The organism is Baekduia alba (genome assembly GCF_028416635.1).
GTDB classification, from domain to species: Bacteria; Actinomycetota; Thermoleophilia; order Solirubrobacterales; family Solirubrobacteraceae; genus Baekduia; species Baekduia alba.
Genome location: NZ_CP114013.1, coordinates 680505 through 695061 on the forward strand (window position 1 = coordinate 680505; position 14557 = coordinate 695061).

The following is a 14557-nucleotide window of genomic DNA, read 5'->3' on the forward strand; positions in this document are numbered from 1 at the left end:
CTGCTGGATGAGTGGGTGGAGGGAACCGGACAGGGTCCCCTCCACCGACCACCCGGGAACCGGCGCACGGCTCGCCGGGGCTCCCTCTCTTTTGCCGCACGATTTTAGTAGTCAGTAACGGTATCCAACGACGGGCACGCCTACAGCTTGAAGTGCCCGTCCTCCTGGATGGTCACGCCGTCGGCCGTCAGCCGCCCGCCCTCGCGCAGGTCGCAGATCAGGTCCCAGTGCAGCGCGCTGACGTTCTTGCCGCCGGTCTCGGGATAGGAGCGACCCAGCGCCAGGTGGACGGTCCCGCCGATCTTCTCGTCGAAGAGGATCGCGCCGATCGCGCGGTCGATGCCGTAGTTGGTGCCGATGCCGAGCTCGCCGAGGTAGCGCGCGCCGTCGTCGGTCGCCAGCGCGCGCCGCAGGTACTCCTCGCCGTGCTCGGCGGTGGCGCTCATGACCTCGCCGTCGCGGAACTCCAGCTCGACGCCGCGGACGTCGACGCCGGCCGGCGACGACGGCACGGTGAAGCGGATGCGGCCGCTGGCGGAGTGCTCGTGCGGGCCGGTGAAGACCTCCCCCGACGGCATGTTGCGCTTGCCGTCGCTGTTGACCCACGTGCGCCGGCCGACGTCGAGCGTGATGTCGGTGCCCTCGGCCTCGATCCGCATCGTCTTCGCGCCCGCCAGCCGGTCGATCAGCGCGGCCTGGAAGTCGTGCAGCTCGCCCCACCCGCCGACCGGATCCGGGCGGTCCAGGAACAGCGCGCGGGCGACGAAGCGCGCGAAGTCGTCGAGCTCCATGCCCGCGAGCGCCGCGCTCGCGGGCGTCGGCCACAGCGTCGAGCACCAGCGCTTCTTCAGCATCTGCTCGCGGATGTCGCGGCGGCCGCGCGCGGCGCGCGTCATCAGCTCCGGGTCGACGCTGGCCAGCGCCCGGACGTCGTCCGGCGCCTGGATCCCGACCGTCGCGTCGATGCGCTTGGCCTCCTCGTAGGCCAGCGCCGGATAGGTGTCGAGGTGGCGGTCGCGCGCGTGGCGGTAGAACGACGCCGCCTCGCCGGGCAGCTCGACGCGCAGGAAGCACCACGCGTCGCGCTCCAGGATCGCGCGCTGCAGCTCCAGCAGCAGCGGCTCGGCGAGCGTCGTGGAGCGGACGAGCACCTGCTGGCCGGGCTGGACGTCCAGGCAGTAGCCGGCGAGGAGGTCGGCGAAGCCCGCCGGGTCGAGGTGCGGCGTGACCTCGTTGAAGTCGTACGGGGCGTCCGCGCCGCTCACGCCGCGGCCCACCCTTCGGCCAGCGCGCGGACCGCCGCGGCCTCGTCGCCGCCGATCAACCCCGCCACCGCCCGCACGAGGCGTTCTTGGGGCTCTTGGTTGGCGCCCTCGCCCATGACGCCGATCCGCCACGCGCGGCCGGCCAGCGGCCCGAGCCCGCCGCTGACCTCGATGCCGAAGTCCTGCAACAGCGCGCCGCGCACGGCGGCGTCGTCGACCGCCTCGGGGATCTGCACGGCGAGCAGGGACGACAACTGCTCGCCGTCGGGCGCGAAGCGCTCGAAGCCGAAGACGGCGAGCGCCTGACGCAGCGCCTCGTGCGCGACCGCGTGCCGCGCCCAGCGCGCCTCCAGGCCCTCCTCGTCGACGATCCGCAGCCCTTCGTGCAGCGCGTAGATCATGTTGATGGGCGCGGTGTGGTGGTACGCGCGCGGCCCGTCGGCGAACCAGTAGTCGACCATCGCCTGGAGGTCGAAGTACCAGGATCGCCGTCGGAGCCGCGCGAGCGCGCGGTCGCCGACCGTGAAGGGCGCGAGGCCGGGGGGCACGTTGAGGCACTTCTGGGTCCCGGAGAACGCGGCGTCGACGCCGGCCGCGTCGAGGTCCAGCGGGTGCCCGGCCAGCGACGTCACGCAGTCGACGAGCAGCAGCCCGTCGTGCCCGTGGATCGCGTCGGCCAGCCCGTCGAGCGGCTGCGCGACGCCGGTCGACGTCTCGCCGTGGACGACGAACAGCGCCCGCGTCGCCTCGTCGGCCGCGGCCTCGACCAGCCGCTCGACCTCGATCGCGCGGCCCCACTGCTGCTCGACCTTCACGACGTCCGCGCCCGCGCGGCCGAGCGCGTCGGCCATGCGGCCGCCGAACGCGCCGTGCACGCCGACGACGACGCGGTCGCCCGGCGCGATCAAGGTGTCCACCATCGCCTGCATCCCGCCGCTGCCGGTCGCGCTGAGCGGGAATGTGACCTTGTTGGTGGTCTTCATCACGCGACGCAGCCGCGCGGCGAGGTCGTCCTGCAGCGCGCCGAACGCGGGGTCCAGGTGCCCGACGGTCGGATGGCTCAGGGCCTTCAGGATCCGGTAGGGCACCGGCGACGGGCCGGAGCCGAGCAGCAGGCGGGCGGGAACGTCTTCGACGGTCGGCACGCCGGGGGACGTTACCGGCCCGTGCCCGTGCGCCTAGTGCTTCTTGGCCTTCTTGTGCTTCGGCTTGGGCTTGACCTTCATGGTGATGTCGACCTTCGCGCCGGAGGTCGTCGACGTCCCGGCCTTGCGCGACTGCGCCTTGACCACGAGGTTCTTGGTGGTCTTGCGGCCCTTCGGCTTCGTGGTCTTGCCGACCTTGCAGTGCGCGCTGGTGAGCTTCGCCTTGGCCTGGGCGTAGGTGAGGCCGGTCAGCTTGGGGACCTTGCACTTGGCCGGCGTCTTCGCGACCGGCGGCGGCTTGACGCCCGGTGGCGTCGTCGCCGGCGGCGTCACCGCCGCGCCCACCGCGATCGACCGCGTCGCGCTCGTCGCGTTGCCGACGGCGTCGGTCGCGGTGACCTTGATCGTGTAGGTGCCGGCGTTGTTGTAGGTGTGCGAGACGCTGCCGCCGTCCGCGCCGGCGCCGTCGCCGAAGTCCCAATGCGGCGTGCCGACCGCCGAGAACGTGTCGAACGTCGCGACCGAGAACCCGCCGACCGCGGTGCCCGCGGTGGCGCTGCCGGGAACGTTGACCGCCCGCAGCTCGGGCCCGGTGACGTCGAGGACGCTGAAGCCCTCCCGCGACCCGGCGGCCCCCCAGGCGGCGATCGCGTCGCCGGCGCCGTCGAACAGCACCGGCGTGACCGCGACGTTCCCGTACCACCAGTAGAGGTCGCTGGTGATCGGGGCCGTCTCGGTGAACGCGCTGCCGCCGGCCTCCCGGAGGGCCGTGTGCAGCGACGGTCCAGGGTTCGCGCCCCAGATCACGGCCGTCCGCCCGGTCGGCGTCATGTCGACCGATGGCGCGGAGCCGCCCGATGCGAACGTCGCGGCCGCGCTGGTGAACGGCTGGCCGAACGTGCCCAGGCGCGCCGCGATGCTTCCCGAGGCGCTGTCGACCCACGCCACCGCGACCTCGTTGCCGTCGGACAGCGCGATCACGGGGTAGTAGCCGGCACTCTCGCGGTGGACGCCACAGCGCGCAACGGACGAACGTCCAGGAAACGGGCCCCTATGGGACCTTCACGTCGGGGAACCACTCGGCGCAGTGCTCGCGCAGCACGTCGGTGATCCACGTGCGCTCGGCGCGCGTCGCCGCGCGGTAGCGGGCCAGCAGCGCCTTGGCGCCCGCGGTCGCGACCTCGTTGACGACCCACGTCGCGACCAGGCGCTCGAACAGGAACTCGATCGCGCGGGCGCGGACGTCCTCGACGTTGGCCGCGGCGCGCGCCTGCGCGGGGTCGGCGGTCGCGGCGTACTGCTGGCGCGACTTCGGCGAGAGCGCCCCGCGCAGGGTCAGGACCTGCTCGCCGTCGGGCGAGGCGTAGTCGGTGGTCGGCGCCTCGAGCTTGTCGGTGCGCCCGCGCTGGCGGCTGCGGCGGCCCATGGTGCAGAGGCTACGTCGTCGCCGCGGCGTGCTCGAGCTGCGCGGCCACGTCGCCGGTCAGCGGGTTCGCGTGCCCGGCCCACGCCGTGTTCGGCTCCAGCGCGGCGAGCTTGCGGATCGAGGCGCGCGCGACCTCCGTGTCCCAGTTGAATGCGCGGTGCGGGACGCGCGGATGGCCGTGCAGGCCGGTCTGCGGGTCGAGTGTGTAGAAGGTGTCGCTGACGAGGGCGAGGCGGTCGCTGGGCCGCCACAGGCCGATGAGCCCCGGCGCGTGGCCGGGCAGGTGGACGACCTGGAAGCCGGCGACGTCGTCGCCCTCGGAGACGGTGCCCGCGACCTTCACCGGCCCGCCGTCCCAGGCGCCGAGCATCGCGCCGAGCACGACGCGGCCGTGCGGCGCGAGCTCGGACAGGTTGAAGTAGTGCATCCCGCCGTCGCCCTCGGCGTCGGCGACCTCGTCCGGATGGCAGAAGACGGGCACGTCGGACAGCCCGGGCGCGACGCCGCGATGGTCCGGATGGCCGTGGCCGAGCACGATCCGCGTGAGCCCGCCGAGCTGCCGCGCCGCGAGCGCGACGGACGCGGTCATCGCCTCGATCCCGGCGTCGAAGGCCAGGACCCCACCACCGTCCCGGACCAAGTACACGTTCATGGTCCTGCTCGGGAAGCCGCCGCGCACGACCCACACGCCGTCGGCGATCGACTCCGGCCCGCCGGCGTTCAGGCGCGCGAGGCGGGGACGAGCGCGGATCCGACCGGCGGCAGCTTGGGACATCTGCGCGCAGTCTAGGGTTGAACCCAGATGCCGGAGGCCAATCGCAAGCGGGAAGTCGGTCGAGGGGAGCGTGTCCTGCCGGGTGTGTGGCGGCTGCGGCTGCCGCTCCCGTGGCCGGGCGTCCCGCACTGCAACGCCTGGGCCCTGGCCGCCGGCGACGGCATCGTCCTGGTCGACACCGGCATGCACGAGCCGGGCTCGATGGGTCACCTGGAGCGGGCGCTGGCGCAGGTCAACCTCAACCTGGACCTCGTCCGGCTGTTGGTCTGCACGCACGCGCACTCCGACCACTACGGGCAGGCGGCGACGATCGTCGAGCGCACCGGGTGCGAGCTGTGGATGCATCCCAACCACGATCACATGCTCAGCGCCGCGCGCGATCCGGATGCCGCGTTCGACCGGCGCATCGAGGTCGCGCGGCAGTCGGGCGTGCCCGAGGACCCGCTCACCCGCTACGCGCAGACGCGCCGCGGCCAGGGCTACGGCATCGCCGGGATCGTCGAGCCGCATCGCGACCTCGTGCCCGACGTCGAGGTCCACACCGACCTCGGCACCTGGCAGGTCTTCGAGACGCCCGGCCACGCGCCGTCGCACGTCTGCCTCTACCAGGAGGAGCGCCGGATCCTGCTCTCGGGCGACCACCTCCTCGGCCGCGTGTCGTTGTACTACGACTACGGCTACTCGCCCGATCCGGCCGGCGAGTTCCTGCACTCGCTCGACCTCGTCCAGGAGCTCGACGCGCGGCTCTGCCTCTCCGGCCACGGCCGCACGTTCACCGACGTCCAGGCCCACATCAACGCCAACCGGACGCTCGTGCGCGACCGCCTCGCGCGCGTGGAGGCGGTGATCGCGGCCGAGCCCGGCCTGACCGCCTTCGACGCGATCCCGAAGATCTACGGCGCCGCGATCACGCCGATGAACGCGAACTGGTGGCTCTCGGAGACGCTGTCCTACCTCCGCCACCTGGAGCACGCCGACCGGGTCCACCGCGTCGACGACGGCCCGGAGCGCTGGGCCGCGAAGACCTGACCGGACACCCGTCCCAAACCTTGACACGATCGTGTTAGGGTTAGGCGGACCATGCCACGGATCAGCGAGCTGCTCGGCGGCGACGACCCGACGTTCTCCTTCGAGTTCTTCCCGCCCAAGACGCCCGAGGGCGAGGAGAACTTCAAGCACGCGCTGACCGAGCTCGCGCCGCTGGACCCGTCCTTCGTGTCGGTCACCTACGGCGCCGGCGGGGCCACGCGCGACAAGACGGTCGAGATCGTCCGCCACATCAAGGAGACGCACGGCCTGGAGGCGATGGCGCACTTCACGTGCGTCGGCGCGACCACCGACGAGCTGCGCGAGACGCTCGCGGAGATCCGCGAGGCCGGCATCGACAACGTCCTCGCGCTCCGCGGCGACCCGCCGCGCGGGCAGACCGAGTGGGTCGCGTCCGAGGGCGGTCTGGAGTACTCCCATCAGCTCGTCGCGCTGCTGCGCGAGGACTACGACTTCGCGATTGCCGCCGCGTGCTTCCCGGAGACGCACATCCACGCGACGTCGCCCGAGGACGACCTGCGCTACCTGAAGGAGAAGGTCGACGCCGGCGTCGACTTCCTCATCACGCAGCTGTTCTTCGACAACCAGTTGTACTACGACTTCGTCGAGCGGGCGCGCGCGGTCGGGATCGGCGTCCCGATCATCCCGGGCATCATGCCGATCACCAGCTACGGGCAGATCAAGACGATCACCGGGCTGTGCGGCGCGACGATGCCCGAGCATGTCCTCGGCGAGCTCGACGCGCGCCAGGACGACAAGGAGGCCGTCGCGGAGTTCGGCGTCTCCTACGCGACGATGCAGTGCGCCGACCTGCTCGCGCACGGCGCGCCCGGGATCCACTTCTGCACCATGAACCGCTCGCCCGCGACGCGGGCGATCCTCAGCGCGCTGCGGCTGTGGCAGCCGTGGGACGCACGGCGCACGGGCCTCGGCGAGCCGCGCCGGCCGCCCGTCGGCGCGTAGGCGCCGAGGCACAGGCATCGTCATGGCCGACCACCCCGCGACCACCTGGGGCGTCGGCGAGTACCCGCTGATGGCCCAGCGGCTCAAGCCGGCGGCGCAGCGCGCGGTGGACCTCGCCCGCGTCGCGCCCGGCGACCGCGTCCTGGACCTCGCCTGCGGCACGGGCAACGCCGCGCTGATGGCGGCCGCCCGCGGCGCCGAGCAGGTTATAGGCGTCGACTTCGAGCCCGCGCTCCTGGCGATCGCGCGCGAGCGCGGCGAGGGCCTGGACCTCACGATCGACTGGCGCGTCGGCGACCTCGGCGCGCTGCCGGTGGCCGACGCGAGCGTCGACGTCGTGGTCTCGGCCTTCGGGATCATGTACGCCTCGGATCAGCCCCGCGCCGCGGCCGAGCTGGCGCGCGTGTGCGCGCCCGGGGCACGCGTCGTGCTCGCGAGTTGGACGCCGGGCGGCGTAATGCCCGGCCTGGGCGCCGCGGTGGCGCCGTTCGTCGCGCCCCCGCCGCTGGCCGGCCTGCCCCCGTCGCGCTGGGGCGACCCCGACGCGGCCCGCGCGCTGCTCACCGACGCCGGCGTCGTCGCCGGCGCCGCGCACCCCGAAGCGCTCACGCTGACGTTCGAGAACCGCCTGAGCGCGGTCGCCTTCCTGGTCCGGACCGCCGGTCACGTGGTCGCCGAGCGGCCGCGCCTGGAGGCCGAAGGCCGCTGGCCGCAGCTGCTCGCCGCGGTGGCCGCGCACGTCAGCGCGAGCGCGACGACCGACGACGACGGCCGCGTCGCGCTGTCGCTCGAGTACCTGCTGGTCGAGGCGCGCGCCGCCGCCGAGGCCTAGCCCACCCGCGCCCACGCCTGCACGAGCGTGAACGTCGTCCCGCGCCGGTCGGGGTCCGCGAGCTCGGACGCGGCCTGGCGGTGCAGGTAGGCCAGGCCGTCGCCGCCGAGGATGTCGGCGAGGCGGTCGGCGTAGAGGTCGGCGAGGTGCAGCGGGAGGTGGAGGTAGGGGTGGCCGGCCTCGAGCCCGAGGACGTGGGTCCGGACGTGCGGCTCCAGGCCCGCGCGGCGCATGAGCGCCGGGAGCCGGCGGCCGGCGTCGAGGTCGCCGCCGGCGACCTTCAGCGCCTGCGCGGCGCGGCCGACGAGGTGGGCGGTCGCGGGCGCGTAGGGCTCGTGGACGAGCGTCCGGGTGTCCGGCTCCTCGATCACCAGCACGCCGCCCGGCGCGACGAGCGTCTTGTAGGTCTCGATCTGCTCGCCGGCCCGGCCGAGCATCGAGAGCTGGAAGCGGGCGTGGACGAGGTCGAAGGTGCCGGACGGCGGCGCGCCGTCGTGGTCGTGCCAGCCGATGCGCAGCACGGTCGCGTCCGCGGGCAGCGCGAGGTCGTCGAGCAGCGCGCGGGCCGCGGGCTCCCACACCCGCGACTGCAGCGCGAGCGCACCGCGCTGCTGCGCGCGGTCGGGGAGGACGTACAGGGCGGGGGCGGACATGCCACGAAGGGTCCCTCCTGCCCAGACCTGCGCAAAGCGGGGTAGCCGTACCTCCCCCGGGCGGAGAGCCCGCCGCGACGTCCCCCTGCCTAGGCGCCGTCGTCCTCGGCGACGATCTCCAGCCCCTCGGCGACCATCGGCCGCCCGTTGAGCGTGTAGCGGACGTCGACCGAGTCGTTCTGCCGGTAGGTCCCGACGCCCCACGCGCCCAGGAACCACCGCCAGCCGGAGACCTTGTCCTTGCGCAGCGCGCGGCCCTCGAAGACGAGGTCGCGGCCGTCGAGGACGAAGTCGACGCCCTGCTGCTGCGGCACGCCCGAGATGAAGACCTCGAACGGCGGCTGGACCTGCGGTGGCAGGCGTGCGATGGAACGGGGCACGGCAGGGCATGATGCCGGATCACCATGGACCCGATCCCGTCGTCGCCGATCGTCCGCGTCCTCAACGAGGACGTGCGCAAGTACCACCGCTGGTGCACGCCGTCGATCCTGCCCGGCCAGGAGCGGGTCGAGGACTTCTACGCATCGGACGTCTCGATCTCCGCCGGCTTCTTCGGCACGCTGGTCGACCACACCGGCGTCTTCGGCGAGGCCGAGCGCTTCGCCGCCGCCGCGCAGGGCGCCGACCGCACCATGTTCAGCGTCCACGGGTCCAGCGGCTCGAACTGGGTCGTCCTGCGGATGCTGGCGATGGAGCGCCAGGACGCGCTCGTGCTCGTCGCGCGCAACATCCATCACTCGATGATGAACGCGATCAAGGCCTTCGACTTGGACTTCCGGTTCCTGCCGGCGCCCTACGACGCGCGCTTCGAGGCGCTGCTGCCGCCGTCGGTCGACGACGTCGTCAGCGCGCTGGACCGCTACCCCGAGGCGCTCGCGGTCGTCTACACGTCGCCGACCTACGAGGGGCTGGTGGGCAACACGGAGGACATCGTGGCCGCGGTGCACGAGCGGTCGCCGGACTGCCTGGTGTTCGTCGACGAGGCGTGGGGCGGGCACCTGCACTTCCACGAGGACCTGCCGTGCTCGGCGATGGCCGCCGGCGCCGACATCTGCGTGCAGTCGACCCACAAGCTCGCGGGCGGCCTGCAGCAGACGGGGCTGATCCACTGGCGCGAGGAGCGCGTCGACACCGAGCTGCTCGAAGAGGCCTACCGCGAGTACGTGACCACGTCGCCGTCCTACGGGCTGCTGGCCAGCGCCGACGCCGCGGTCCGGGCGCTGAGCGCGCGCGGCTCCGAGTTGTTGGGGGCGTCGATCGAGCGGACCGAGCGGCTGAAGGCGGCGCTGCGCCGCGCGCTGCCCGACCTCGACCACCTCGACGACTCGCGCTGGCTGGAGGCCGTGGGCCGCAACGTCGCGGGCGCGGACCTCGTCAAGACGACGCTCGGGCTGTCGCGCTTCTCGCTGTCGGGCTACGACGTCGCCGAGGCGCTCGTCGACCGCGGGATCGTCATCGAGAAGGCCGGCGTGCAGACCGTCACCCTGATCACGACGTTCCAGCTCGGCGACGGCGCGGTGGGCGCGACGGTCGACGCGCTCGTCGCGATCCTCGACGGCCGGCAGCTGCCCGGTCGCACGCGCCAGCCCGCGCCCGGCAACCCGTTCGGCGGCATCGGCGACCGGCCGGTCATCCGCCCCTACGACGCCAAGCGCCTGGCCAAGTCGATCGGCCACGAGGTGCCGCTGCGCGAGGCGATCGGCAAGGTCGCGGCCGAGGAGGTCGAGGTCTACCCGCCGGGCATCCCGCTGATCCTGGAGGGCTTCCGCGTCGGCGCCGACGCGGTGATGTACCTCGAGCAGGCCCGCGCATCCGGCGGCTCGATCGTCGCCCGCGACACGTCGCTGAAGACGCTGCGCGTGCTGTAGCGAAGAAAAAGTCACTAGGGACATGGGCGTTCCTGTACGCTGCCGCCTCCTCGGAGGCAGCCATGGCTCGGCTCGACCACACCTCGCACGCCGTAGGGACCGCGAATGGACGGGACGGCGCGTCGGCGCTCGGCGACGGGGCCGTCACCGGGCTGCGGGTGACGATGGCGGGCGCGCTGCTGCGGCGCGGTCGCGCGTTCGCGCGCGCGGGTCGTCTGGAGGAGGCGATCGCGACGCTGCGCGAGCTGCTCGTCCGGTTCGGGGCCGAGGACGCGCCGGCGGTCGTCGCGGTCGTGCACCGGGCGCGCCGCCAGCTCGGCGGGGCGCTGGAGCAGTCCGGCCGACACGACGAGGCGGTCGTCGTGTTCGACGCGCTGCTGGCCGAGGATCGCGCCGACCCCGTCGCCGCGACGCGCGACGCGCTGGCGCGGGCGCTCGCGCTGCACCGCGGTGGGCGGCTCGACGAGGCGATCGAGGCCTACAACTCGCTGGACGCCGCGTTGGAGGGCGTCGACGCGGGACCGCTGCTGGTGCCGCGGGTCTTCGCGCTCATGAACGTCGTCGAGGCGCTGGCCCAAGCGCGGCGCGACGACGAGGAGCTGGACGCGGCGCACGACCGCTACGTGGCCGTCGTGGCGACCGACGTGGCGGGGACGTTCGCGGCGCTGCGCGCCGACCTCGGCGAGCGCGACGACCCGGCCGCCCGCGCGCGGCGGGCCGCGCTCGACCTCAAGCAGGCCGCGGTGCTGCTCGAGCTGGGCTCGCCGGCCGTGGCGATCGGGCTGCTGCGCCGGCTGATCGCGCGCTGGGAGGACGAGCGCGTGCCCGACGTCGTGCGCGTGGTCGCGAGGGCCCGGGATCTGGTCGCGCGCTTCGGGGAAGAGGACGAGGGCGCCGACCTGCTGTAGTTGGCGGCATGGCTGATGACGTCCATCGCTCCGGATCGATCGGGGAGGGCCTGCGCGCGCAGGCCGCGCACGAGTACGCGGAGGCCGAGCGGCTGCTGCGCGGCGCGGTCGACGCCGGCGAGCCCGACGCCGGGTACTACCTCGGCGAGCTGCTGATCGAGCTGGACCGCGCCGCCGAGGCCGTCCCGGTGTTGCGCGACGCGGTCGACACGGGCGACCCGGACGCGCTGATCCCGCTCGGCAACGCGCTGTGGGATCAGGGCGACCTGGCGGGGGCGGAGACGTCCTACCGCGCCGCGGCCGATCGCGGCGAGCTCGCCGCAGGCCACAACCTCGGGCTGTTGTTGTACGACATCGGGCGCGTCGAGGAGGCGATCGCCCTGTGGCGCACGACCGTCGCGATCGGCGAGACCGAGCATCGGCTGCTCGCCAACGCGCTCGCCGACGTCGACGAGGTCGAGGCCGCCGAGGCGCTGTTTCGCGAGGGCGCGACGGCGGGCGACGCCAACGCCCTGGTCGACCTCGGCGCGCTGCTCCAGGACGAGGACCGCCTGGACGAGGCCGAGGTCGTCTTGCGCGAGGCGATCGCCGCCGGCGGGCTCGAGGCCTATGCCTTCCTGGCGTCCGTGCTGCGCCTCGACGACCGCGTGGAGGAGGCCGTCGCGGTGCTGCGCGAGGGCGCCGGGCGCGAGGTCGCGACCGCCGAGACGCAGTTGGCCAATCACTTGAGCGACCGCGACCCGGCGTCCGGCGAGGCCGAGGAGCTGTACCGCCGCGCCGCCCTCCACGGAGACGACGAGGCCTACAACAACCTCGGCGTCATGCTCTGGGACCAGGGTCGCGTCGACGACGCCGAGCTGGCGTTCCGCCGCGGGGCCGAGCTGGGCGACGACCTGGCGGTGGCCAACCTCGCGGGGCTGCTGGAGGAGCGCCGCGGGTGAGCGAGGAGCGCCGGCGCTGGTACGCGCTGGTCGGGGTGGTCCGGCGGGAAGGGGCCGCGGAGTGCGAGCTGCCCGACGACGCCGAGGGCGGGTTCATCCACACCGCGGCGCTCGCGCCCGACATCGGCACGTTCACCGCGCTCGTCGCGACCGCCGCGGCGGAGCTCGGGCTGGTCGTCGACGCATGGGACTGGGTCGCCGTGGACGACGAGATCCCGGAGGAGGACGGGTGGGACGCCACCACGCTGGCCGCCTGGAACGCGCTCGTGGACGACGACGACGGTGTCGTCTGGAGCGACACGATGGTCGTCTGGTGACGGCGCGCGCCGCCTGAGCCGTCGGCCGCGCGTCGTACCCTGCAGCGCCGATGTCCGCGCCCGGCGCCGCCGCTCCGTTCGAGTACACCATCCGCCGGTCCGACCGTGCGCGGCGCGTGCGCGTGCGGGTCGATCCGCGCGACGGGGCGGTCGAGGTCGTCCTGCCCAAGCGCGCGGCGGCGCGGGACGCCGAGCGGGCGGTCGTCGAGCTGCGCACGTGGATCGCGCGGCGGCGGGCCGAGGTCGAGCGGTCGCGGGCGCGCGTCGCCGCGCGGGCGCCCGGGACGGTGCCCTACCTCGGCGTCGACCTCGTGCTGACGCCGCAGGCCGGCCGGACCCGCGTGCACCGGCGCGGCGACGTGCTACTCGTGCCGGGCGACGACGCGGCGCGCGTCGCGATCGAGCGGTGGTACCGCAAGCAGGCGCGGATCGAGATCGCGCCGCGGCTGGACGCGGCGGCGGGCGCGATCGGGCGCGAGTACACCAGGTTGACGATCCGCGACCAGCGGACGCGGTGGGGCTCCTGCTCGTCGCGCGGCGCGATGTCGTTCAACTGGCGGCTGCTGCTCGCGCCCGAGGCGGTGCTGGAGTACGTCGTCCGCCACGAGGCCGCGCACCTGGCGGTCATGGACCACTCGCCGCGCTTCTGGGCGGCGATGGAGCGGCTGATGCCGGGCTACGAGGTCCCGCGCCGCTGGCTGCGCGACCACGGCGCGACGCTGGTGCTGTGAAGCTCGCGGTCGTCGGGCACGTCGAGTGGGTCGACTTCGTGGTCGTCGGGCGACTCCCACGGGCCGGCGAGATCCTGCACGCCGAGTCCGCGCACGAGGAGCCGGCGGGCGGCGGCGGGATGGCGGCCTATGCCTTGCGGTCGCTTACCGGTCGCTGCGCGTTCTACTGCGCGGTCGGCGACGACGCGCGGGCGCAGCGGACGGTCGCGCGGCTGGGGGAGGCCGGGATCGACGTGCGCGCCGGCGTCCACGCGGGGCGCGAGCAGCGACGGGTGATCACGTACCTCACGACGGGCGAGGGCGACGGCGACGGCGACGGTGACCGCACGATCACCGTCCTCGGCCCGCGGCTCGTGCCGCACGGCGACGACGCGGTCGACTGGGCGGCGCTGGCGTCGTTCGACGGCGTCTTCCTCACCGCCGGCGACGCGGCGGCGGTCCGGGCGGCGCGCGGCGCGAAGGTGCTCGTCGCGACGCCGCGTGCCCGCGACCCGCTGATCGCGGCGGGCGTGTCCGTCGACGTCCTGGTCGGCAGCGCCGGCGATCCCGGTGAGGCGATCGACGATGCCCTGGTCGCCGCGACCCGCCCGCGCTGGATCGTCCAGACCGAAGGCGCCGCCGGAGGCTCCTGGCGCGCGGCCGACGGCACGACCGGCCGCTGGGACGCCGTGGCGCTGCCCGGCGCGCCCGTCGACGACTACGGCTGCGGCGACGCGTTCGCCGCCGCGCTGACCGCCGCGCTGGCCCGCGGCGACGACCTCCCCGCCGCCTGCGCGCTGGGCGCCCGGGTCGGCGCCGCCCTGCTCTGCGAGCGCGCGCCGGTGGTCGGCGAGTTGTCGGCCTACTGGTGAGTGCGCAACCATGGAGGCGTGTCCGTCGCCTACCGCGAATACGCCCCGCCGCCCGGGCTGGAGGCGCTCGTCGCGTGCGTCTGGGTCTCGCACGGCGGTGAGACGCGGGTCCTGCCGGACGCGTGCGTCGACGTCGTGATGGACGGCGGGCGGCTGGTCGTGGCGGGGCCGGCGACGGCGGCGGTGCTCGCGCCGGCGACGCCGGGGCAGGCCCGGGTCGGCGTGCGCTTCCGCGTGGGGGCCGCGGGCGCGGCGCTGGGGCTGCCGGTCGGCGAGCTCCGCGACCAGGGTGTAGGACTCGAGGAGATCTGGGGCGCGCACGCGCGGCGGGTCGAGGCGCGCGCGCTCGCCGCGCCGACGCCCGAGGACGCGCTGCTGGCGCTGATCGGCGGGGTCGCCGAGCGGCTGCCCGCGCCGGAGGCCGCCGACCACGAGGTCCGGCGCGCGGCGCTGGCGCTGGCACGACCGCGCAGGGGCGAGGCGGAGGCGGCCGCCGTGGCGGGCCTGAGCGCGCGCCAGCTGCGGCGCCGCTTCGAGGCCGCCGTCGGCTACGGCCCGGCGACGCTCGTGCGCGTGCTGCGGTTCCAGCGCTTCCTGCGCGCGGCGCGCACGATCGACGCGCCGCTCGCCCGCCTCGCCGCCGAAGCCGGCTACGCCGACCAGGCCCACCTCGCCCGCGAGTCCCGCCGCCTCGCCGGCCTGCCGCCCTCGGCGCTGCTCGCGGCCGGCGCCGGCCCGGCAGGCGAGCCGCCGCGCCCGCGCTGAGCCGCCCCCGCCCGCCGCGCGGATGGCCGATCCGTTCAAGGCGGCGCCGCGCCTGATGCGCCAGGCTCCG

At 74.5% G+C, this 14557-nt stretch carries 17 protein-coding genes; 10 read left to right on the forward strand and 7 right to left on the reverse strand.

The window, feature by feature from the left end; translation table 11 throughout:
- Positions 1 to 140 precede the first annotated feature (140 nt).
- The 5 genes from DSM104299_RS03230 to DSM104299_RS03250 form a co-directional block, all read right to left on the reverse strand.
- A complete protein-coding gene (locus DSM104299_RS03230) occupies positions 141 to 1265 on the reverse strand; it encodes an aminopeptidase (RefSeq protein ID WP_272475852.1) in 1125 nt (374 codons plus the stop codon).
- On the reverse strand, positions 1262 to 2410 hold the full coding sequence (locus DSM104299_RS03235) for a pyridoxal-phosphate-dependent aminotransferase family protein (protein WP_272475853.1): 1149 nt from the start codon (positions 2408 to 2410) through the stop codon (positions 1262 to 1264). Before DSM104299_RS03235 ends, DSM104299_RS03230 begins: the two co-directional genes overlap by 4 nt.
- Before the next feature lie 33 nt (positions 2411 to 2443).
- Positions 2444 to 3391, reverse strand: a complete 948-nt coding sequence (locus tag DSM104299_RS03240) for a PKD domain-containing protein (RefSeq protein WP_272475854.1) — start codon at positions 3389 to 3391, stop codon at positions 2444 to 2446.
- Between the two features lie 70 nt (positions 3392 to 3461).
- Positions 3462 to 3836, reverse strand: a complete 375-nt coding sequence (locus DSM104299_RS03245) for a hypothetical protein (RefSeq protein WP_272475855.1) — start codon at positions 3834 to 3836, stop codon at positions 3462 to 3464.
- Between the two features lie 10 nt (positions 3837 to 3846).
- Entirely contained in the window at positions 3847 to 4611 is a 765-nt protein-coding gene (locus DSM104299_RS03250; protein WP_272475856.1) for an MBL fold metallo-hydrolase, read from the reverse strand.
- 27 nt (positions 4612 to 4638) lie between these two features.
- On the opposite strand from DSM104299_RS03250, the gene DSM104299_RS03255 reads away from it, so the two are divergent.
- Genes DSM104299_RS03255 through DSM104299_RS03265 form a run of 3 tightly spaced genes read left to right on the forward strand, consistent with a single transcriptional unit; the run spans position 4639 to position 7453 of the window.
- Positions 4639 to 5640, forward strand: a complete 1002-nt coding sequence (locus DSM104299_RS03255; protein ID WP_272475857.1) for an MBL fold metallo-hydrolase — start codon at positions 4639 to 4641, stop codon at positions 5638 to 5640.
- A gap of 51 nt (positions 5641 to 5691) precedes the next feature.
- Entirely contained in the window at positions 5692 to 6621 is a 930-nt protein-coding gene (gene metF / locus DSM104299_RS03260; RefSeq protein WP_272475858.1) for a methylenetetrahydrofolate reductase [NAD(P)H], read from the forward strand.
- A gap of 22 nt (positions 6622 to 6643) precedes the next feature.
- Positions 6644 to 7453 (forward strand): class I SAM-dependent methyltransferase, encoded by an 810-nt coding sequence (locus DSM104299_RS03265; RefSeq protein WP_272475859.1) that lies wholly within the window; start codon positions 6644 to 6646, stop codon positions 7451 to 7453.
- On the opposite strand, the gene DSM104299_RS03270 is transcribed toward DSM104299_RS03265, so the two are convergent.
- Both DSM104299_RS03270 and DSM104299_RS03275 read right to left on the reverse strand, forming a co-directional pair.
- Complete coding sequence (locus tag DSM104299_RS03270) at positions 7450 to 8106, reverse strand: hypothetical protein (RefSeq protein ID WP_272475860.1); 657 nt, start codon at positions 8104 to 8106, stop codon at positions 7450 to 7452. The two genes, DSM104299_RS03265 and DSM104299_RS03270, sit on opposite strands and share 4 nt — an antisense overlap.
- 89 nt (positions 8107 to 8195) lie before the next feature.
- Positions 8196 to 8486, reverse strand: coding sequence for a hypothetical protein (locus DSM104299_RS03275; RefSeq protein ID WP_272475861.1), 291 nt, complete (start codon positions 8484 to 8486; stop codon positions 8196 to 8198).
- A gap of 24 nt (positions 8487 to 8510) precedes the next feature.
- Here DSM104299_RS03275 and DSM104299_RS03280 point away from each other — a divergent pair, with 24 nt between their 5' ends.
- From DSM104299_RS03280 to DSM104299_RS03310, 7 genes are all read left to right on the forward strand, one after another.
- Positions 8511 to 9974, forward strand: coding sequence for an aminotransferase class I/II-fold pyridoxal phosphate-dependent enzyme (locus tag DSM104299_RS03280; protein WP_272475862.1), 1464 nt, complete (start codon positions 8511 to 8513; stop codon positions 9972 to 9974).
- A gap of 62 nt (positions 9975 to 10036) precedes the next feature.
- Positions 10037 to 10882, forward strand: a complete 846-nt coding sequence (locus DSM104299_RS03285) for a tetratricopeptide repeat protein (RefSeq protein WP_272475863.1) — start codon at positions 10037 to 10039, stop codon at positions 10880 to 10882.
- 8 nt (positions 10883 to 10890) lie between these two features.
- On the forward strand, positions 10891 to 11823 hold the full coding sequence (locus DSM104299_RS03290; RefSeq protein WP_272475864.1) for a tetratricopeptide repeat protein: 933 nt from the start codon (positions 10891 to 10893) through the stop codon (positions 11821 to 11823).
- Entirely contained in the window at positions 11820 to 12140 is a 321-nt protein-coding gene (locus DSM104299_RS03295) for a hypothetical protein (RefSeq protein ID WP_272475865.1), read from the forward strand. Before DSM104299_RS03290 ends, DSM104299_RS03295 begins: the two co-directional genes overlap by 4 nt.
- Positions 12141 to 12190: 50 nt before the next feature.
- Positions 12191 to 12871, forward strand: a complete 681-nt coding sequence (locus DSM104299_RS03300) for a M48 family metallopeptidase (protein WP_272475866.1) — start codon at positions 12191 to 12193, stop codon at positions 12869 to 12871.
- A complete protein-coding gene (locus tag DSM104299_RS03305; protein ID WP_272475867.1) occupies positions 12868 to 13722 on the forward strand; it encodes a PfkB family carbohydrate kinase in 855 nt (284 codons plus the stop codon). The genes DSM104299_RS03300 and DSM104299_RS03305 overlap by 4 nt, the downstream gene beginning before the upstream one ends.
- 18 nt (positions 13723 to 13740) lie before the next feature.
- Positions 13741 to 14487 carry a DUF6597 domain-containing transcriptional factor gene (locus DSM104299_RS03310; RefSeq protein ID WP_272475868.1) on the forward strand — a complete coding sequence of 249 codons (747 nt, stop codon included), beginning with the start codon at positions 13741 to 13743 and terminating at the stop codon, positions 14485 to 14487.
- The last annotated feature ends 70 nt before the right edge of the window (positions 14488 to 14557 follow it).

Bases quoted from the DNA above. Each gene is read 5' to 3' on its own strand.
- DSM104299_RS03245 (WP_272475855.1), bottom strand. From the start codon at position 3,836: ATGGGCCGCCGCAGCCGCCAGCGCGGGCGCACCGACAAGCTCGAGGCG.
- DSM104299_RS03280 (WP_272475862.1), top strand. From the start codon at position 8,511: ATGGACCCGATCCCGTCGTCGCCGATCGTCCGCGTCCTCAACGAGGAC.
- metF (WP_272475858.1), top strand. From the start codon at position 5,692: ATGCCACGGATCAGCGAGCTGCTCGGCGGCGACGACCCGACGTTCTCC.
- DSM104299_RS03300 (WP_272475866.1), top strand. From the start codon at position 12,191: ATGTCCGCGCCCGGCGCCGCCGCTCCGTTCGAGTACACCATCCGCCGG.
- DSM104299_RS03290 (WP_272475864.1), top strand. From the start codon at position 10,891: ATGGCTGATGACGTCCATCGCTCCGGATCGATCGGGGAGGGCCTGCGC.
- DSM104299_RS03270 (WP_272475860.1), bottom strand. From the start codon at position 8,106: ATGTCCGCCCCCGCCCTGTACGTCCTCCCCGACCGCGCGCAGCAGCGC.
- DSM104299_RS03255 (WP_272475857.1), top strand. From the start codon at position 4,639: ATGCCGGAGGCCAATCGCAAGCGGGAAGTCGGTCGAGGGGAGCGTGTC.
- DSM104299_RS03285 (WP_272475863.1), top strand. From the start codon at position 10,037: ATGGCTCGGCTCGACCACACCTCGCACGCCGTAGGGACCGCGAATGGA.
- DSM104299_RS03250 (WP_272475856.1), bottom strand. From the start codon at position 4,611: ATGTCCCAAGCTGCCGCCGGTCGGATCCGCGCTCGTCCCCGCCTCGCG.
- DSM104299_RS03265 (WP_272475859.1), top strand. From the start codon at position 6,644: ATGGCCGACCACCCCGCGACCACCTGGGGCGTCGGCGAGTACCCGCTG.